Consider the following 19,911-nt stretch of genomic DNA (forward strand, 5'->3'; position numbering starts at 1 on the left):
AACAATAAGGAAACACTATGCCTTCGTCGCTAAGCGAGCAGCTCACCCAACGTTTCTTCCGTTATCTGGCGGTCACCAGCCAAAGCGACGCGCGTGCGGGCACCCTGCCCAGCACGCCGGGACAGCATGAAATGGCCAGCCTACTGGCGGAGGAGCTGCGCACGCTGGGCCTTGAAGATATCGTCATTGACCAGCACGCCACCGTCACGGCCGTGAAAAAAGGCAACGTTGCTGGCGCGCCGCGCGTTGGATTTATTACGCATATCGATACCGTTGATGTTGGCCTGTCGCCGGATATCCGCCCGCAGATCCTGCGCTTTACCGGTGAGGATCTGTGCCTGAACGCCAAAAAGGACATCTGGCTGCGCACGAAGGAACACCCGGAAATCAATGCCTACCCTGGCGAAGAGATCATCTTCAGCGACGGCACCAGCGTGCTGGGCGCGGATAATAAAGCCGCCGTTACGGTGGTGATGACGCTGCTGGAAAACCTGACGGCAGAACATCAACACGGCGATATCGTCGTTGCATTCGTACCGGATGAAGAGATTGGTCTGTGCGGTGCCAAGGCGCTTGATCTCAAGCGTTTTGACGTTGATTTTGCGTGGACAATTGATTGCTGCGAACTGGGAGAAGTGGTTTATGAGAACTTCAACGCCGCTCATGCGGAGCTGAAATTTACCGGCGTGACCAGCCACCCGATGTCCTCCAAAGGCGTGCTGGTGAACCCGCTGCTGATGGCGATGGACTACATCAGCCACTTTGACCGCCAGCAAACCCCTGAACATACCGAAGGCCGTGAAGGCTATGTCTGGTTTAACGGCATTCAGGCCTCTCAAAGCGAAGCGTTGCTCAAGGCGAATATCAGGGACTTTGATTTGGCAAACTTTGAGCGCCGTAAGCAGCAGATTGGCGAGATCGCACAGAAGATTGCCGCTCAGTACCCCACCGCTAGAGTGGAGTACAGCATCAGCGACACCTACAGCAACATCAGCAACGCCATTACCGATGACCGCCGGGCGATTGATTTGATTTTTACCGCGCTGGATGAACTGGGCATTGAGCCGAAGGTGATTCCAATGCGCGGCGGCACGGACGGCGCAGCGCTTTCCGCCAAAGGGTTGCTGACACCGAACTTCTTCACCGGCGCACACAACTTCCATTCGCGGTTTGAGTTTTTACCGCTGCGCGCGTTTGAGGCTTCGTATAACGTGGCGCTAAAGCTGTGCCTGCTGGCGGCGAAGTAGCGCTTCAGCCTCTCTTCCCATTGGGAGAGAGGCCGAAAGTGGGTTATCACTCCTGCTCCACCTGCTGTTTTATCAGAGCATAGCGGTTAAGTAGTTGGTTCAGCTGCATGTTGGTTTGGGCCAGCTGCCCGGCCGATTGCCGGGTCGCGGCATCTGCGTGGCTCATCAGGTAGAGCTGCTCTTCCACAGGTTGAGCGCGGGCAAAGTGCTGCGTTATCGTAAACACCATCGACTTCAGCTCGGAGCCGGTGAGGTATTTGCCTTTACGCTCATCCAGCGCATTCAGGCGGCGGGTCATCTCATTTAAACCTTCCATTCCCTGATGCCAGCCGGAAAGCGTTTCGGGAGAAAGCGCGTTACCGGCGAGATACTGCTGCCACTGCGCTTTCAGTTTATCTGCCTCAGCGGGGTCTGCCCGGCCAGCAAGCTGAAAACCGTAATCCTGCCGCCACAACGGTGGCAGCTGCTCCAGCGCTTTCAGGCCAGCCTCATTCGCCGCCACCGGCACCGGGATCGCCGGGAGCGGGTTTATTTTATGCCAGCCCCACAGGCCGGCAGCGCTCACCACCAGCATGGTCAACATCCCGGCAGCAAAACTTTTCCATGGCCGCGCTGGCTCAGGAGAGGCAACCAGTATGCGGGGCGGCGCGGGCTCTTCGCGGGCCACATAAATCAGCTGCTCACCGCCGGCTGGAGCAGGACTCTCCTGCTTCGAAGTGGAGACGGGTAAAACAACGGCGGCGCTGACACCGCTTCCCGTATCCATATTTTCAAGCCGGGTTGCTGCATTATGCATAAAGGTACACAGGTCACCCATCTGACTGGCGTTTTTCAGCTCAAGGCGCTGAAGGGTATCCCTCATGCCGTTCAGATATTGTTCCGCCTGGTAAATCTGTGGCAAATCGGCGTAATCCAGGGTAAACGTGCGCAGCGTGGACTGCAGACGCTGGCTAAATCCGGCGAGGATCTCCATTCGGGCATGAACCGGCTGCGGCCACATCCCCCCCCACTGATGGCTAAGCAAGACCTCAAGTATCGCCAGCCCCTCATTAAGCCCGGCCAGCCCGGCCAGGCGAGTGCGCGCCAGCGTATACCAGGAGGCCGTCTGCAGCTCCACGCCGTTCTGGCGAAACAGTGACAGGCAAAGCTGCTCTACAAGCATCCAGTTAACATCCGGACGCGCCGGATGATTCAGTTTCGCCAGCTCATCACGCAGAGCGGCATAATCTGGCAATGCGCGCGGGTCGTCGCCAGTTTTCAGTTGATTACGATTATTCACGGAGGTGTTCCGTCAGTTAAAAAGTGAGAAAGTGAATGACACGCTGCGGTGCGGCTGGTCAGAGAAGTATCCCTTCCAGTATTCCGAAAAAGGCGTCCTCATCGAACCTGATCCCAGGTAGAGAAAACGAACCTGGCCGGGTACAGGTCCAGGGCGTGTTTTGCCCTGCCCGCATAAACAAACGGCACAGCAGGGTGGTCTTTCCGTCTGCATGCAGGCTGACTTCCACGCAGCCCGTCACGCCGTGGCCGTACAAAAACAGCGGGACATAGTTTATCGACCTTTTTCCGTAGCGCAGCGTAATGCCCGGGATGTCAAACGCTCCGCCCTCTACCAGCAGATCTGTGAGTGACACCATGGTGCTTTCCGGCTGAATGCCGGTCTCTGCCAGCCATTCAGCCATGGTGGCCTGAAGCTGCTCCATGCTCTGACGAAAAGCGGCTATATCGGCCTGGCTCCGGCTTGTAGCGCCGCCGGCAGAAAGCTGCTGTGCCTGAAGTTTTTTAAGAAAGTGTGTTCTGGCTGACATGCGATATCGGGTATTCCTGGCTGAAGATTGAAAACGACTCAGAAGCGAGTTCGGGTGTCGAGGTACTGCTGTTGCTTCAGGTGGCGTAACAGCACCCGGCCCTCAGGCATAAACTCTGTTCCGTAGCGCACCAGACCAAGGCCTTTCAGCTCCGCATCAATGGCATAACGCAGCTCGCCGGGCTGAGTCTGATCCAGTAAAACCACCTCAATACGCTTTAGCCGGGGCTCGTATTTCAGCAATACTTCAGAGAGCGTTCTCATCAGCTGGTGTGCCGTACCCGGCATACCCTGCAGAATTTTGGTCATATCCGGCAGGCCATAGTCCGGCAGATGCGCCAGCGTGCCGGCCCGGCAGTTGAGAATGCGCTGCATATTGTCGAGCACCGACAGAATCACCTGGTTTTCTTCGCTGATATGCTGAAGGTCGAGATCGCCAACAAAATTACCGTAAAGCATCTCACATAATGAGGGCGAATTGCGCGTCATGTATCAATCCCCCTCACCTAGAGTCACAGCAAACACGCTGCCACCATCATCTCTTGCGAGTAACGACAAACGGGCCTGGTGCTTCTGTCCATACTTATCTTCAAACTCCGGCATAATCTCCTCGGCGCTAGTTTGGGCGTATTGCGTTGCCCCGTTAACAATAGTGGCACATCGTCCATCAAACTGAGATTTTTCACCACTCCAGCAGGTGATCCTGACCGGCTCCCAGGACTTACCTTCATCTTCCTTATCCAGCGCAGCACTGGCTTCATCGAAGCGTCTGTACCACTTCATTGTGGATTCTTTATCAAACTGGAAGTTTTCATGTTCAGAGTAGAAATGCAGAGAGCGTGAGCCGTTGAATCGGACAGGCTTAATTATCTGATTTACTTTCACCAGTAATGGCGGTAAGTCTTCTGTTTGCGTTTCACCCAGACCAGGTGGTAACGCTCCAGCCTTTAGGATAAGGCCCCCATCATATGGCAGCAGTTCAATCTCTGGATTGTTCTTCAGTCGGTGAGCCAGCTTCTCTGCACCACCGAGTTTATTCACCCATGAATTACCCAGAATCGTATACCAGCAAACACTTTTCAGATTATTGACGACAACTCTGCCATCAAGAGTACCGATAGAATCCACCATAACCCCAGGAAAACGTTGGGCCAGTTTGTATTCGTAGGGGAACATCCGATGAAATTCGTAAGGCAGAATAAATGAAAGGCCTGCATAACCACTTTCAACACAGAAGGTATTGCAAAGCCACATCAGCCAGGCCTGATAACGCTCCCTGCCATCAGACTCTTTCAGCAGTGAGAACGGAAATACCAGTTTAATAACGGAGCGATCAGTATCATTGCGGAAAATTCTTTTGCCCATGATGAGTATTTCATATTCGGGGGCATGATAATCTGTCGCTTCACTTCCCAGATACCAGGAAAAGATCTCTTCCGGAGACAAGTCCAGGATAGCCTGTCGCTTTTTTTGATGGTTTTTTTCCGTAATCCCAACCCATTTTGGTGTCAGCGTTTTCTTCAAATATGGTTTAAATTCGGCATAATAGCGATCTACGCACCCCACCATTTTCTGACGCACTTCTGGCAAATGGCCATCTTTAAAAAATACGGTGATTATCAGCCCGAGATTCACCGCCTGACTACCGTCCTTATACTTCACGGACGCTTCCGGCAACCATTTTTCAATATAGTTCAGTTCCATTCCCAACAGTTCCTTTACCAATATTAATGTCCAGAATAAGGGCATTGTTCGCCTGTCCGGCAGGTAATACGCTCACCCGGTGCATCATCCAGAAAATACTCTGACTCATCCGGGATAATACCGTCACAGTAACGCGTATCTTCCCAGACCAGACGCCAGTGAACATCCCGGTATCGAATGGGATCGTCAGTGATAAGCATTTCCTTATCGCTCTCCATTAATACGTCATAATAAACCTGCCGTGGGGCAGTCATACCGCGAATAAAATAGTTGTAAGCACCAAGATTTTTAAACCCGCTGATGCCGTCTTTAATTACCAGAAACTTATGGTTGTACAAAATCTTTACCGGCTCCCAGATACCGTCACAAGGCACCGGGTCATCCGTTTTAATAATAATATCGCTGCGTTCAGGAACCGGGGGAAGATTTTGGGGGAATACCGGGTAAGGTAATGTCTTCAGGGTATAGTGATAATTTTCAGGCTCCAGTAAATATTCAGCATCGAAAAAGTTACACACATTATTGTGTGGTGGATAAAGTAGATTATCACCCCAGTATTCTGCAGCAATTTTCAGCTTATTCAGTTTTTCTATTTTTGGCGGATAAGCTATTTCTTGCCCCCCCGCTCATGGCATGGTAAATAAAAAAATGAATTAACTAAATTGACCGGTCGAAAAAGCTGGTCAAACTCTCCGGTTTTAATCTGCCACACCTGCCGGTTTCCCACCGCCAGTTCCGGTAATCCTTCATCGTAAAGGCGCAGGGCATCGTATGCCCAGATAATAACCTCTTTATCAAACCCCTTCGTGATTTCCTCCGGCCAGGTTTTCAGCGCCTGTTCATATTGTTGGGTAAAATAGGCCCAGGCATCCCGTTTGCGCTGCCACAGGCTGTAGCTACTCAGGCGTTGTAACAGCCAGAACAGCTTGCGACGCACCTGCTCATCGCTCATCGGGTATTTTGTTTTTTCGATGCTCATCATGGTTCACTTCCTGTCGTTGTCTGGCGCTCCACACGGGCGGCGTTAATCATCGCCCTTTCCTTCACCTTGCTGCGCAGCTCATCGTCATGCAGCTCTCGCGTATAGGTGGCATAGGGCGGGTCAATTCCCTCAGGTTTGTTGTAACCGTGCACGCCTTCCACATCTTTCCAGCCAGAAGGATAAAACTCCGTTTTTACCCCGTTTATCTCCACGCTGGCAGATTGCCCGGTGGCCTTGACCTGCTTTCCGATGCGGTTACCGTGTCCAGCCCGGTGCTTGTGTTGACCCCGGTGCGGAACCAGAGGCCGTCCTCTGCGAGGATGCGCTGGATAAACTGCAGGTCGCTCTCCCTCCACTGGGTAATCAGCTCCCGTACCGGGCAGGTCCGCTCCAGCCGGAACTCAAAATCCGCCCATGTTATTTAGTCTGCATCCGATTTGATAAAAACACGACCGCCATCATCCCGCTGCAAAAGGCTCCATGTCGCGGGGAGTTTTATTTCAGGTGCGTATATATCACTCTGATATTTCATCGCCTCCGGCATCAACTGCCCGGCCTGAATATCAATAAACTGCTGATGTCCACCGGCCAGTGTGGACCATTGTCCTGAGTGAGGGCATTGTTCGCCTGTCCGGCAGGTAATACGCTCACCCGGTGCATCATCCAGAAAATACTCTGACTCATCCGGGATAATACCGTCACAGTAGCGCGTATCTTCCCAGACCAGACGCCAGTGAACCTCCCGGTAACGAATGGGATCGTCAGTGATAAGCATTTCCTTATCGCTCTCCATTAATACGTCGTAATATTCCTGTCGGGGAGCCTTCATCCCACGAATAAAATAGTTATAGGCACCAAGATTTTTAAACCCGCTGATACCAGCTTTAATCACCAGCAGCTTATGGTGGTACTGAATTTTAACCGGCTCCCAGATACCGTCACAGGGCACCGGGTCATCCGTTTTAATAATGATATCGCTGCGTTCAGGAACCGGGGGAAGATTTTGGGGGAATACCGGATAGGGCAGTTGGGTTAAATTATAATTATACTTACTGGGTTCCAGCAAAGTCGCCGCATCAAAAAAATTACACACATTATTGTGTGGTGGATACAACAGATTATCGCCCCGGTATTCTGCCGCGACCCGCCACTGATTAATTTTTTCTATTTCCGGGGGGTAAGGTTCCCGTTGCCCACCACGCTCGTCATGACAGGGCCAATAAAAATACTTCTCAATTAAACTCACCGGCCGAAAAAGCTGATGAAATTCTCCCGTTAACCGCTGCCATACCTGCCGATTGCCCACCGCCAGTTCCGGTAGCCCTTCATCATAAAGACGCAGGGCATCGTATGCCCAGATAATTACCTCTTTATCAAACCCCTTCGTGATTTCCTCCGGCCAGGTTTTCAGCGCCTGTTCATACTTTTCAGTAAAGCACGCCCAGGCATCCCGTTTGCGCTGCCACAGGCTGTAGCTACTCAGGCGTTGTAACAGCCAGAACAGCTTGCGACGCACCTGCTCATCGCTCATCGGGTATTTTGTTTTTTCGATGCTCATCATGGTTCACTTCCTGTCGTTGTCTGGCGCTCCACACGGGCGGCGTTAATCATCGCCCTTTCCTTCACCTTGCTGCGCAGCTCATCGTCATGCAGCTCTCGCGTATAGGTGGCATAGGGCGGGTCAATTCCCTCAGGTTTGTTGTAACCGTGCACGCCTTCCACATCTTTCCAGCCAGAAGGATAAAACTCAGCTTTTACCCCGTTTATCTCCACGCTGGCAGGCTGCCCGGTGGCCTTGACCTGCTCTCCGATGCGGTTAAGCTCTGTTTTCAGCATTTCATCCAGATTAATTATCACCTGCTCGCCGCCGCCTTCAAGGTACTGATTGGCCCTCTTTTGCCCGAACTGCTCAGCTATTTTACCGTGCCAGGCATTAGTGCCCGGCATCCGCATGGCAAGGTCTTCCGGCAGATGCAGCACCACCAGAAAACCGTTACCGTTCCACTCATCCAGTACCGCCGATAGCTGCCGCCACTCTTCCGCGTTACCAGGCACTTTCTGATAACCCCAGAATCCTCCCGCTGCCCAGGAGCCGCCTGCCTTTGTTGCCAGCGCAGTCTCGTTGCCGAAAGCGCGAAAAATCTTACTCCCCGCCATCTCGCGGGCGCTTTTGGCAGTAATCTCTCCGCTGAAAGAGGCGATGTTGGCATAAACCATACTCTCGCCAAAAGCCGGGCTTTTTCCTTTATACCCCAATAAGTCCGGGTAGCCTTTTTTTGAATATTTCAGACGTAACCGCTTTTCATGACGTTCCTCCGCATGAAGGCTCGGAAATCGCGTTCCCTGCTTTGGCGCATCCCGCAGCGGACGTTCGATAAGATAGGCTTCCGCTTCACGCCGCACTTCAGCCCTGCTCTTACCCGTTGCTACCGTATGGATTTCACCTTTATACACCAGCGCCTGCAACACCCGCAGTTTCGCATCCAGCTCTTTCAGCGCCTGGGGGATCATTTTCGACGCCAGCGGCTGCAGCGCCGCGAAGCCATCACGTACCCGGATTAAATCCGCCTGCCATCTCTCCGGCAACACTCGCCCCACCCGGGCTTTCAATATCTGATTAATTGCGGTGATCATGGTGTGGCAAAAGCCACTCATTTTCTCAATCAGCTGCGCCTGATACTCAACAACATTCAGCTTATTCAGCCACTTCACCGCGTCACCTTCGCCAACACGGTTCAGAAACTTAATTACGTCTCCGAGCGTTTCCACATTTTCTGCCGCTTTTGTTGTTACACGCAAAGCCAGACGTCCGACACCTTTTATCACGCCGCCAATCACCGGGATCAGCGCAAACAGCAAAATCACCAGAAACACCCATTCCGTGACGCTTTCCCGCTTCTTCGGTTCTTTCGCCAGCCCAATGGAGACCGCAATCAGGTCACGTACTGCCGTCACATCACCGACCAACGGAACCATGCCTATCGCCGCATCGACAATAATCTGGCCGATGGTCTGTTTTTCATTAAAGGCCCCCTGCAGGGTTCCCCAAATCCATTGCCCGGTTTCCAGACTGGTTTCTTTGAACCACGCAACGCCTGGCATACTCATTCCACACCTCCGCTGTGCTTCGTTATCAAGACGTCAATGTCGGACTCACTCACTGAGGAACCGATAAACTGTTGATTATCCGTGTTGTATTTTCGTAAATAACCTCGCACATCCGGCCCCATCTCAACAGTCATCGGGCCGTCCGGTATATCGTCAAGATGCAGGTAGCCCGCCCCATCGAGGTTACCGGTACGCACGGAACCGTCCGCCAGCGTCGCGGTAAACGGTGCACCGACTACCGGTGCGTCATCATGGTAAAGATACTGCATCAGAGCGTCATTGCGGTCTTTCAGAGGATCAGCCAGCCACGGCACGTCCGGAGTCTGTGACGCTCCACCTTCCGTATCCAGTCGGCTGGCCTTGCGGGTATAGGTACCTGCAGTCTCGTACTTGATTTGTCCCTGCTCGATAAGGATGGAACTCCCCCCCCCCACCAGACGTATTCGCTTCTTCCCGGCCAGCAGCATCTCTTTGGCGGAGATGAGGGTCAGTTTCTGCTCTGCACTCAGGTGCATCACTCCGTTCTGCGCCTGAAACTGCACCGGCCCCTGAGCCGAAATCAGGCTCAGCTTGCCGTGTTGGGCAAACACTCCCACGCTGTCGCCCGCCAGCCCCGTGATATGCCCCTGGGTCCCAATACTGATATCCCCGCCGGCATTCAGGGCGACATTCTTCGCGGCCGCCAGCTGCAGATGCTCAGCACTGGTAAACGCTATCCCCTCAGGGGCCGAGAAGTGGATCATCTCATTGAGCGTTTTCAGGCGGGTGCTGAACATCGCCTGCTGACTGGCGATATCAGCCTCCAGGGCTTTCGCCTGCCGGGTGGCTGTGGCCAGTCCCTCGATTTGTGCGCGGACGGCCTCAATCTCCCGGAGTGCCACGTCCATATCCAGCACATCGCCTTCGCCGTGAACTTTGCCATCGGCGGTGACCAGCAGTCCTTTCGCCACACGGATGACCCCGAACTCATCAGTACGCAGTTCAAACCCGGTTCCACGCGGCTCGTTCTCCGTGTCCACGATGTGGCCCTGGCTCAGCGCCGTGGCCCCGAACGGGGTGCTGAGCGCGATATGTTCACTCTGGCGCAGGTCTTCCATTCGCAGTTCGTTCTGGCCTGCAGTGCGCAGGATATTCTGGCTGCGGTTGTCGCGGGTGACCACATCCGGATGTTCCGAGTCATGAAACGCATGGGCGATGTATGGCCTGTCCGGGTCACCGCCGTCAAAGGCAATCCCCACTTCGGTGCCGTCTATCAGCGGCGTGTGCCAGCCATACGTTTCACCGGCGTACGGTTTCGCCTGGCGTATCCACAGGTAGTTATAGCCCTGTTCGGCGTCTTCCCGACTGAAGTTCAGCTTCACCCGGTAGCGGCCCGTCTCATCCAGATGGGCATACGGTGCATTCTTCTCATCGCTCTCCACGCGGGCTGTCAGCGTACCGGCGATAAGCGGACGCGGTACAGGCTCGGGTCTGAAGCAGCACTGTTCGCTGTAAGGCATGCCCCATACGGACACGTGCAGACGGGTATCACGGGCAGCACGGAAGGTGGTGAGCGTAATCACCATCCCCTCTTTCAGCTCCGGCACATCACTGTCGCCGGTCTCCAGCACCATTCCCGGCGTCAGGTGACTGGCGTTACTAAAGAGATGCAGACGGATGGCGTTATTAAGCGCATGTTCATGATTAATGCGGGCGTAAAAGGCTCCGCTTTCAGTTTCCGGATCAGAGGTGGTGTCATCGCCTGCTTCGCGGTACGGGGCCGCGTAGCGATAATGTTCACCGGTGGTGGCAGCCTCGTTTCTGACGCTTGCGGTCGCATCCATCGGTGTGCTGGCAGTGCGGTAGTTGTAATCCCGGGTGGACACGCGGCCGGTGACCGTGTGGTGCCACACTCTGGCATTCCATACGGCTTCGACCGCGCCGTCATGGAGGGCAGAAGGCTCACAGTATGGCAGGCGTACATCAAACTGATACTGCAGCTGACTGTCAGCAAAGGTTACCGTGTCCAGCCCGGTGGTGGTGTTGACCCCGGCGCGGAACCAGATGCCGTCCTCTGCGAGGATACGCTGAATAAACTGCAGGTCAGTCTCCTGCCACTGGGTTATCAGTTCGCGGACCGGGTAAGTGCGCTCCAGACGGAATTCAAAATCCGCCCCTTCCAGCCCGTGACTGCGCAGGACCTGCTCCACCAGTTCCGGCACGGAGACATTCTGCCAGACCGCACAACGGCGGGTGTGGGAAAGCAGCGCAAGGCGCGAGGAGAGCGTCACCGCAAAATGCGTCTGGTCCACGGTCTCTTTGAGGACCTCAAAGCCGGTGATGATGCCCTGCACCACCCGGCCAGAGAGCATGCTGAGGGTGGCATACTTCAGCATCACATCCTCGCGGCCGATGCCTTTTTGTGGTGTGGTGAACTCAATCCGCCATTCGAACGGCGCATTCAGCGCTTCGCGCCCGTGGAAGTTCAGCACATCCGGCTTGAGGATGCTGTCGTTAATCTCAAGGTGGTAGCGAGTGTGCCCGTCAAACAGCGCCAGCCAGTTATCAAGGGTGGTGTCCATGGGTTTACTCCTTCACCGGAACCAGGGTCAGCCCGGTGCTGTTGAGCTGGATGATACGCGGCTTGTCCGGGTCGAGGTCGTCGCGGCTCAGTACCAGCTTCCAGGTGTTGTTCCTGATATCCGGACGGTTGAACAGCCCTACCACCGCCACAAATTTCGCATCTTCGTTCATTGGCATATTGAGGGTCATGCTGCCTTTGGGCATCACCAGCAGCGACTTGCTGGCGACGATGTCCTCTTTGAGGGTGTTATCCGCATCGCGCAGCAGTTTCTGGTAGTCGGCGGCGTCCACCTTCTGGCTGTCCCGGAGCTGGTAAACCTGCACCATGGTGGCCAACGGCGTCTGGCTTTCATCGGCATTGGCAGCGGCACGTGGCTCGAAGTCCAGGTGCAGCACCTTTATTTTTTTGTAGAAGATGGCTTTGGTAGCGCTGACCGTGCCGTCCGACACGGCCTGAGTCAGGCCACATGCGGTCAACAGGGAACAGAGCAGCATCAGTGCGGCGCTGCGCGACAGGGAAGCGAAAGTCATTCGGGGAGTCCTTTTCAGCCTTCAGAAACAGGGGCGTGTTGAATGTGTCTGGTGTTAGGTATTGCATTCTGGACTATCAGTCGAAGCGATAGCCACCGGGTTGTGCCGGCAGCAGTGGCTCACAGGTCAGGCCTTCATAAAGGCCAAGGCTCACGGTCAGATGACTGCGTTTGGCGGAACGGTCGCGCTTCAGGCCCAGTACACCGGTGCGACCCAGCTGTACCCGGTGAGTCTTGCCCAGACGCGGTTCAGGCAGACAATTGACCGGCACCGTGAGGCGCAGGCGGACATCGGAACGGTACCCCATATATACCCGCAGCAGCACCATCAGGTCCGTGTGTATCTGTCCGCCGGGCAGCCAGCCCTGCGCCTCGTGTGGATTGTCGGTCGCCAGCATCAGCAGGATACGGCTGCAGGCCTCTTTCCCGGTCCTGCCGAGCGTGGCGCGCTGTGACAGGGACACCCGGTTTTCTTTACCGAGCCCGCTGCGATTATCCACGGGGACCTTTACCGGGTCCGGGCTGATAACCGTGGCCCGGGTCTCCGGGGCCAGCAGGCTCACCAACTGGCGTATCCCTTCGGCATTGCGGGTCGGCAGTCGCATGGTGCCGAGCAGCGCCAGAAAGCGGGAAACCGGGGTGGCGACCTGCTCTGCCGTGCCCGGGATGCCAAGACCAACCAGCCCCAGCAGGCACTGAGAAGTATCATCCACGCCGCCGGCTTCGAAGGTTGCCGGATAAGCGTACTTGCGCCAGATACGGTAGTACTGGGTGTGGATACGGTGGCTGAAGATATCGAGAAACGCGGTGGTCGCTTCATACCCTTCCCGGCGCCGGGCGATATCGTCGAGATAAGCCGTCGGCAGCGGCGAGTCCACCCCGTACATCCCGAGAAAGGTGGTGCGCACCGTCGGCGACAGCTCCGGGTAATCTTCATCGGTTTCAACCGCTTTGAGTTCGCTTACCGGGAAGCCCATTCCCGGCCACGGGCGAAAGCGCACCGGGTCGGCGGACAGTTTCTCGGTACTGCCGAGCTTAGGCGCATCCGGATTTTCCTGCTCCAACAACTGGCAGAAACGATAGAAATTGATCCGCCAGATGTCGTCGCGAAGTTGCTCTGTCAGCCCGGAATGTGCTGGCTGTGATTCTCTTTCCATCGCAGTCGTTTCCCTGTGGGTTGCAGTACCAGTGTGAGCTGATTGAAGAGGTGGACATCGGCATAAAGGGCAAAGAAACGGTGCAGCATTTCGCCGAATAGGGTGACATCGCCCTCACCGGCAAAATTATCGGCGTTGAGGGTGATTTCAATATCCACCCCGCGCAGCATAAAACCCTTCTCAAAGCGACGAATAAGCGTGTGCTTCACCGCCACAATGGCCTCCAGACGACGGCGGTTCATCTCATCATCGGTCCAGTCATAGAGTGCCAGCGTACCGCGTAACACTTCCGGGTTATCCATCATGCTTAAGAAGCTGGAGCCCAGGTGACTCATCACCCGCCAGTGGAAACGGTCGTTCGCAGGCGGGTAAAGTGGCAGCGTTGGCACCTTCAGGTTCAGAACCCTGACCGGGACTTTGCCCGCCTTCACCACCCGGTCAAGCAGCGTGCTTTCCAGCGAGCGGCGCGGTAGCTGGCCGTTAGTGCCGGTAATACGGATGGAGAGCGACTCCGGGGTCTGCGACAGCTGCTCCAGTTCGAATGACTTCCCACCCAGGATAAGCCAGGTGTCATACAGCCCCGAGGGGCCGCGCTTCACGCGGGTATGGAAGTAACGCTCCGGCGCATCGTGGCGCATCATGCCCCCACGGTGACGGAAGCTGGTGAACGGCACGTACGGGTGCTTGCCGTTTTTCACCGCCCCATGAATGGCATCCACGCTGTAGATTTCAGTATGCCCGTCCTGCACACGCATCGGGCGCAGCAGGTATTCGTTCTGCAACGGATCAGGCGTCAGCGGGTCGGCCTCCAGTGAGAACAGGTTAATCACCGGTGCGCAGTGCAGGCGGAAACTGTCGGTCTCAAACGGCATGTCTGACGGCCAGCCACCGTCGAGCACGATATCGGTCTCAAACCAGGTGGTTTTCTGACTCAGGCCGGCAAGCTCCAGTCCCTTAAGCTCCACGAACATAAACTTCTCGCGGAAGCTGAAATACTCCAGCAGCAACTGGTAACCGCTGAACGCGGAGTCCCCTTTAGGCCACAGACGGTCAGTGACATCAAAGCCCATCGGCTTGCACCAGCCCTCAAATCGGACCCGTTCGGTGCGGGTTTCACTGTGGCGGACGTACATCATCTGTACCCGGCGGGTCAGCGCCAGATGCAGGGCTGAGGCTACCGGGCTGTCGGCATCAAGATAAATGGCGACCTTATCAATCCCAGCTTTTGACCAGTCCACCTTGTCCGGGCACTCAAAGCGCAGGCGAATGGCAGCCCGACCATCCGGCTCGGTCTGCAGGCGCGCCTCGGCCAGATGCAGTGGTTGCAGGGGCACTTCGCGGGTGGTGCGGTACTGGCAGACGGTGTTATCGGAGCCGACCGGGCGCGACAGCACGGAGAAGCCGTTTTCCAGCACTTCCATTTTACGCAGCTGTCGCCAGTCCGGGGTGAAGGCCACCACGGAGAGCGACGGGATGGTCCGCATGTAATGCGGCCACAGCAGGCTTACCAGCCCTTCGGTCAGCTCCGGCAGATCATCATCAAGCTTTTCTCGCAGCCTACCCATCAGGAAAGCGAAGCCCTCGAACAGGCGCTCCACATACGGGTCGCGCGCCCCGGTTTTGTCCAGATTGAGCATTGCCGCCCGATCCGGGTGGGCGCGGGCAAACTCTTTACCGGCTTCGCGCAGGTAGCGCATCTCGGCTTCGTAGTAGCGAAGAGTTAAATCATCCATGTACGGAGATCCTGAGTGTAGAAAATATCAAAAAAAGAAAACAGACTGCGTCATCGGGGGTGATGAAGCGTAATATCGCGGGAGGCTTATCCGCACAGCACCATCGCGCGTGCCGGATCGAGGGCAATCAGCCCGGCCAGCAGAGTGTCCATTTCCGGTGCAAAACGGGCTTTGTCGCTTTCACTGCGACCGGCTTTCATGCGCAGCAGGCGCAGACGGCGAGCCTGGACGTCAAACAGCAGGCCCGGCTCCCACTCACTGAGCGTCAGCTGTGGAGCACTGTTGGTGAGTTCACCCAGCAGGTGAAGGGCCAGTTCATTGCGCCCGTACTGTTCGGCCACCTTTGCCATCAGCAGACGGAGCAGCCAGCGGCTGCGAGGTGAGTCCATATACGGGCGACTCTGCAACCAGCCCAGTGCGGCCTCCGGGCCCTCGCTGTCGCCCTTCTCCATCGCCTCCGCTTCGAGCGCCAGAATGTCATCCGCCTGAGCGGCAGTGGCCACTGCCGGTTCGTCGCCGAAACCTGACATGTCATCATTTACCTTTTCGGCAATCCAGTTCAGCGTCACCTCATCAGCCAGCGGCGTACCGTCGTTCCAGGCGAGCGTTTCCAGACCCGGCAGGCGTTTGAGCATCAGTTTCAGGTCACTCAGAATATAGTCGGCCCACTGCTCCCAGGGGTTCCCTGCGCGGCTCAGGCCCTGCCACAGATACCACTGCAAATCGAGCCAGAAGCGGTTACCGCCCTCGGTGAACATCACATCCACCTGCTCAACCAGTTCAGTCCAGCTCTGCTGCAGGTACAGACGTTTAAGCTGTGCGCGGTAATCAGCCTTTGGCGGCAGCAGGCGTGTCCGGCCGCCTGCATCGAGTGCCGGAAGTTGCGTCACCAGGTCCCAGCGGGCGGCCTTCATCATCCGGTGAGCCGCCAGCCAACCCTGCGGCTGATCCACCACCCAGCCAGACAGCACGCGCAACTGACGGACCAGCTCCACTTCCGATTTCACGGCTGCAGTTTCCGGTACAGCAGCGCCTGACGTCAGTGTGCGGTGGGTGCTGTCACCTGCATGGTCCTGACCTGATGAAGCCACCGGCGTATCCAGTCCACCGCTACCGGCCAGGCGGGTTTCCAGCGTGCGCAGCAGACCGGAAAATGTGGGGCGCTCCGCCTCCGGCAACTGTTCCAGTGCCCTCTCCAGCAGGCACAGGGCCGCCGCCGTTCTGGCGGTTTCTTCCCGCGTCACGTCCGGCCAGCGCGAGAATGCATCGAGCACTTTCTCACTGTTCAGCCAGTCGAGTGCAGCCAGCCTGGCGGCGCTGCGCCGCGGATGGCAGTGTTGCCCCGCCTGCTCCAGCATGGTTGTCAGCAACTGGATACCGTCGGTCAGCCCTGCTTCACCATCACGCTGCAGACGGGCCAGGGTGTACCAAGTCACCACCCGGATATCCCGGGCATGTCGGGTCAGAACGCTTTCCGCCAGGCGGCAGAGCACATCGGTATCGGTGCCGGAAAGCTTGTTGATCTCCTCGCGCATCAGCTGGAAATCATCCTCATAGGTCGGGTCGTCCCCGGCGCCATTACCGGTTGCCAGCGGCGTCAGCCACGGTGACCACAAGGAGAGGCATTCCCGGCTCTGTGCGAGTAGTGCCGCGCGCTGAGTTTCATCCGGGATACACAGAGTCAGGAGCGTTTCTGCAGTCGCCATTTATTCGTCTCCGGCAAGTGCGAGCGTGCTGTCAGCAGCACCCACGGCAAAAATGGTCTGCGGCAGGCTGAAGCCCTGCAGTTTGAGTAACGCCAGTGGTCCGTCACCGAGTTCACTACGTAGTATGAATTTCAGCGGGTTGCCTTCCGGGGTGATCCACACCAGCTGGGTGCGGCTGCTGTCGAGTGGGGTGATAAGTGCCTTATCGAGCAGACGGATGAAGCCCCAGTACCCCTGATTACTGGCATACAGGCGCATTTCGGTGCTGGTTGAACGCCAGCTCAGATCCACGCCCGGATAATACGTATTGCCCGGCCAGGTGAAACTCTGCCAGCTTTCCATCTGGTTGAAATAATCCAGTTTCTGGCCATCAAGCGTCAGCTGGGTGCGGGCCACATCCCGCGACGGTCGGGCCATCAGCTCAAAATGCACCCCGGCATCGCCCTGGGCAAAGGCAATATCGGAGATATCAGCAAGCTTATTGATAGCAGTAAGGAACGCCGGGCTGATGCTCATTCCCTGGCTGGCAGCCGGATCCACCACCCAATGACTGCCTTCCTGATGGAGCATGCCGCCGAGGTTAGTTTTTATGAACGCGGCAATGCGCCCTGAGTCGCTTCGCAGGAACTGGGCCAGCAGTGGCAGGGAGGCATCGCTGCCGGTGGCCTTAAACGGATACCGTCCAGCAAAGGCGGTGTTCCACTGCGAGACAATGGTGCTCTGCCAGCGGGCATTGAGGCTGCCTGCGGCCGGGGCAAGTACCTGACGCCAGGCCAGGTCAAGCGGCTGCACAAACAGCGCCTGCCCGAAGCCGTTCCACTCCTGTCCGAGGCTTGCGGCCACCAGAGAGCCGTAGTCACGGGTGTCGGTTAGATCGATAGCTTTGCCCTGGAAGACGGTCTGGGCCAGCATCTGCGCCATCGCCTGCGGATCGGGCGCGCTCGTCACCTGCTGCAGCTTGAGACGCACCTGAGTTACACGGGCAAGCCAGGACTGGAAGCTGAGGTTACCGTCCGAGCCGGTACCGTCCTTCCCGGCCATCAGGCCTGTGAGCGGACCAAACACGCCGTCCAGCGGACCTCTGGGCCCCTGCGCCTGTTCAATAAACTGTTTTGCGTTTTTCTTACGCCCCACCAGTTTTTTCGCCGAGTCCACGAGGGTTTCAGCCAGGGCTTCACTTTTGGCTCCGGTCTGACCCTGCCAGGCAAGGGTATTCATCAGCGCCACAAGAGGTGACTGGCGCACATCCGCCAGCAGGTTCAGTTGGGCAATGGCTTCCGAGAGCGATGACGCTTCCTGCCACTGAATGCTGTTGGCCATATTCAGCCAGGCATTACCAAAGTCGGTGAAATAGCGTTCCGTCAGACGCTGTTTAAGTGCTTCCGGTGACACATCACTGCCCGGTTGGTGGGTTTTATCAGTAAGCACCCAGTCGATTTCATCACGGCGGGTCTTCACCACCTCATCAATTGCATCCTCGACCTGCTCTTCCCACGCCTGCCGAGTGAACATCCCCGGCACCACTTCTTCAGAAGAGAACAGGGATGACGCATCGGTATCACCTGTCATGTCAGCGAGGGTTAAATCCGGCCAGTTACGCGCAATGCGGCCGAGCATCTCCTGATACAGACCGGATTCGGCGTTGCGCTGACCAATCTGTTTGAGAAGGATCTGACGTACTGTTCCCACCAGTTCGCGGTCTGGGGTAATTTTCCACTCCGGGTGTGCCGGTAAGTTCTGCCCCCAGAAGCCGAGCAGTTTCGGGGCCTGTGTCTGCCATACGCTGTCAGGCACACCGCTGCGATGCGGCCAGGTTTTCAGCATGTTGCCGGCAAGCCAGTTTGCATCGGCTTTATCGGGACGGGCCAGCATCAGGTAGCCTTTTAGCAGGCCGTAAGTCTTCTGGGTGGCGGACGTACGCGCATTACTTGCCGGTGGCAGTTGCACAAAGGCGTTAAGCTGGCGGTGAAGTTCGTCTGCCAGCGCATCGCGCATCAGCTGCTGGTTGTTATGGGCATACAGTGGCCACAGCATCTTCAGCGTGTCGCTGTCCTGGTTCAGGCCAAAGCGGGTATACCACGGCGCACCGTGTACTTCGCGGTTCTGCAGACGAGCGATGGTCTGCTGTAAGGCCAGCTGATTACGCAGTCGTTCCGGCAGAGGCTGTTTTGTGTCGGCCGCAACTCGCGCCGTATCCTGGGCGAGCCAGATTTGGGTGCGGTTGACGGACAGAGACAGTAGCGTACCCGCGCCCCAGAGCAGTACCAGACCCAGCAGCAGCAGGCGCAGTACTTTTTGCCAGTGGAAGCCGATTTTACGGGCCTGCACCTGCAGGCTGTCGTTTTCAAGCGCCTTCCAGACAGCCGGTGACAGGCGTGCATGCGGTACCGTTTCGGTTCCCGGTAATGCCGGACTGAACATCACCCCGCGAAGACGATACGGGGCTGGCCCTGACATCAGTGAGGTCAACAGTGCTACCAGGGAACTTCGTAACGAGCCGCGCAGGGCTTTTGACAAACTCAGCAACCAGTGATGTTGTGAGTTTTCCAGCAGGGCCGCGACACCGGGCGTCTGCAATTCGGATGAAAGCGTGGCGAGTGTTTCGCTGGTCTCTCCCGATGTCGCCCGCGAGCCAAATAGCACGCCAGTGGGAGGCACACCCTCTCCGTCATGGGCCCAGGTACCTTCCCGAACAAGCCACAGCCAGACCGGCAGCTGCCAGCCCAGCAGGGTATCGGTTTTCTGGCGTACACGCACCAGCGTGTCCTGCTTCGCCGTATCGGGCAGTGCAGCCGCATTCATCACCTGCACCACGCCATCCAGCGGACGCTGTGTTCGCACCTCTTTCAGGACGGACAGGAACTCATCATCCGGCACACTTTCCGCCAGACCGCCGTAAATAAGCACAATCCCATCACTCTCCTGCCAGTGATCGCGCTTAAGACCTGGCACCACTTTTTCGATATCGCTGTCGGTACCCTGTACCAGCAGCAGGCGCACTTTAGCTTTCCAGCGACGGCGGTAGCGCAGGCTCAGGTGATCGACCAGCGCCTCAGCCACAAACCGGGAGGTATCCGCGTCGGTATGTTTTGCCTCTGGCTGGGATGCAGCCGCCTGCTGTCCAGAGGCGACCACATCCAGCTTTCCCTGCTTCTCACCGTTCTTCGTGAAGACAGTTTCAAGTACCCAACCGATGATCACTGCGGCCAGCATCAGCAAAAGACAAATGATCACAATGCCGGTCGCGCTGATCGGGCCCAGATTGAAGGTGTCCTTGACCCACACCGGGTAGATCCAGAGTGCACCGCCAATGAGACAGACAGATAACACGCCCAGGAGCAGCGTAAGGAGAAAAATGGATGCGATTTTCATAGA

General features: G+C 56.6%; 14 protein-coding genes and 2 pseudogenes. 1 reads left to right on the forward strand and 15 read right to left on the reverse strand.

What is annotated here, in order from left to right; all coding sequences use genetic code 11:
* The first annotated feature begins 17 nt into the window (after positions 1-17).
* Positions 18-1,247, forward strand: coding sequence for a peptidase T (pepT, locus tag EL098_RS12170; RefSeq protein WP_126356453.1), 1,230 nt, complete (start codon positions 18-20; stop codon positions 1,245-1,247).
* Between the two features lie 46 nt (positions 1,248-1,293).
* Here the strand turns inward: pepT and EL098_RS12175 are convergent, their stop codons facing one another.
* From EL098_RS12175 to EL098_RS12245, 15 genes and pseudogenes are all read right to left on the reverse strand, one after another.
* Positions 1,294-2,526 carry a VasL domain-containing protein gene (locus EL098_RS12175; protein ID WP_126356454.1) on the reverse strand — a complete coding sequence of 411 codons (1,233 nt, stop codon included), beginning with the start codon at positions 2,524-2,526 and terminating at the stop codon, positions 1,294-1,296.
* A 58-nt stretch (positions 2,527-2,584) separates the two neighbouring features.
* Positions 2,585-3,055, reverse strand: coding sequence for a hypothetical protein (locus tag EL098_RS12180; protein ID WP_126356455.1), 471 nt, complete (start codon positions 3,053-3,055; stop codon positions 2,585-2,587).
* Positions 3,056-3,093: 38 nt separating this feature from the next.
* Positions 3,094-3,543: a type VI secretion system baseplate subunit TssE gene (gene tssE, locus EL098_RS12185; protein WP_126356456.1), complete on the reverse strand. Its 450-nt coding sequence runs from the start codon at positions 3,541-3,543 to the stop codon at positions 3,094-3,096.
* Between the two features lie 3 nt (positions 3,544-3,546).
* Complete coding sequence (locus EL098_RS12190) at positions 3,547-4,758, reverse strand: DUF3396 domain-containing protein (protein WP_126356457.1); 1,212 nt, start codon at positions 4,756-4,758, stop codon at positions 3,547-3,549.
* Positions 4,759-4,787: 29 nt separating this feature from the next.
* Positions 4,788-5,740, reverse strand: a pseudogene (locus tag EL098_RS23810) (Imm72 family immunity protein); the annotation flags it as partial.
* Positions 5,737-5,952 carry a hypothetical protein gene (locus EL098_RS12200; protein WP_232012210.1) on the reverse strand — a complete coding sequence of 72 codons (216 nt, stop codon included), beginning with the start codon at positions 5,950-5,952 and terminating at the stop codon, positions 5,737-5,739. The pseudogene EL098_RS23810 and the gene EL098_RS12200, both read right to left, overlap by 4 nt.
* Positions 5,953-5,978: 26 nt before the next feature.
* Positions 5,979-6,152: pseudogene (locus EL098_RS23815) on the reverse strand (contractile injection system protein, VgrG/Pvc8 family); the annotation flags it as partial.
* Positions 6,153-6,161: 9 nt separating this feature from the next.
* Positions 6,162-7,301: an Imm72 family immunity protein gene (locus EL098_RS12210; protein WP_126356458.1), complete on the reverse strand. Its 1,140-nt coding sequence runs from the start codon at positions 7,299-7,301 to the stop codon at positions 6,162-6,164.
* Positions 7,298-8,848, reverse strand: a complete 1,551-nt coding sequence (locus EL098_RS12215) for a hypothetical protein (RefSeq protein ID WP_126356459.1) — start codon at positions 8,846-8,848, stop codon at positions 7,298-7,300. The genes EL098_RS12210 and EL098_RS12215 overlap by 4 nt, the downstream gene beginning before the upstream one ends.
* A complete protein-coding gene (locus EL098_RS12220) occupies positions 8,845-11,409 on the reverse strand; it encodes a type VI secretion system Vgr family protein (protein WP_126356460.1) in 2,565 nt (854 codons plus the stop codon). Before EL098_RS12220 ends, EL098_RS12215 begins: the two co-directional genes overlap by 4 nt.
* A 4-nt stretch (positions 11,410-11,413) precedes the next feature.
* A complete protein-coding gene (tssJ, locus tag EL098_RS12225; RefSeq protein WP_126356461.1) occupies positions 11,414-11,941 on the reverse strand; it encodes a type VI secretion system lipoprotein TssJ in 528 nt (175 codons plus the stop codon).
* Between the two features lie 76 nt (positions 11,942-12,017).
* The gene (gene tssG, locus EL098_RS12230; RefSeq protein ID WP_126356462.1) at positions 12,018-13,097 is read right to left on the reverse strand and encodes a type VI secretion system baseplate subunit TssG; all 1,080 of its coding nucleotides are present in this window, start codon (positions 13,095-13,097) and stop codon (positions 12,018-12,020) included.
* On the reverse strand, positions 13,061-14,830 hold the full coding sequence (gene tssF, locus EL098_RS12235; RefSeq protein WP_126356463.1) for a type VI secretion system baseplate subunit TssF: 1,770 nt from the start codon (positions 14,828-14,830) through the stop codon (positions 13,061-13,063). The genes tssG and tssF overlap by 37 nt, the downstream gene beginning before the upstream one ends.
* A gap of 86 nt (positions 14,831-14,916) precedes the next feature.
* The gene (gene tssA, locus EL098_RS12240; RefSeq protein WP_126356464.1) at positions 14,917-16,536 is read right to left on the reverse strand and encodes a type VI secretion system protein TssA; all 1,620 of its coding nucleotides are present in this window, start codon (positions 16,534-16,536) and stop codon (positions 14,917-14,919) included.
* Positions 16,537-19,902, reverse strand: coding sequence for an ImcF-related family protein (locus EL098_RS12245; RefSeq protein ID WP_408609130.1), 3,366 nt, complete (start codon positions 19,900-19,902; stop codon positions 16,537-16,539).
* Between the last annotated feature and the right edge of the window lie 9 nt (positions 19,903-19,911).

It is taken from the genome of Cedecea lapagei (assembly GCF_900635955.1).
In the GTDB taxonomy this organism is placed as follows: domain Bacteria; phylum Pseudomonadota; class Gammaproteobacteria; order Enterobacterales; family Enterobacteriaceae; genus Cedecea; species Cedecea lapagei.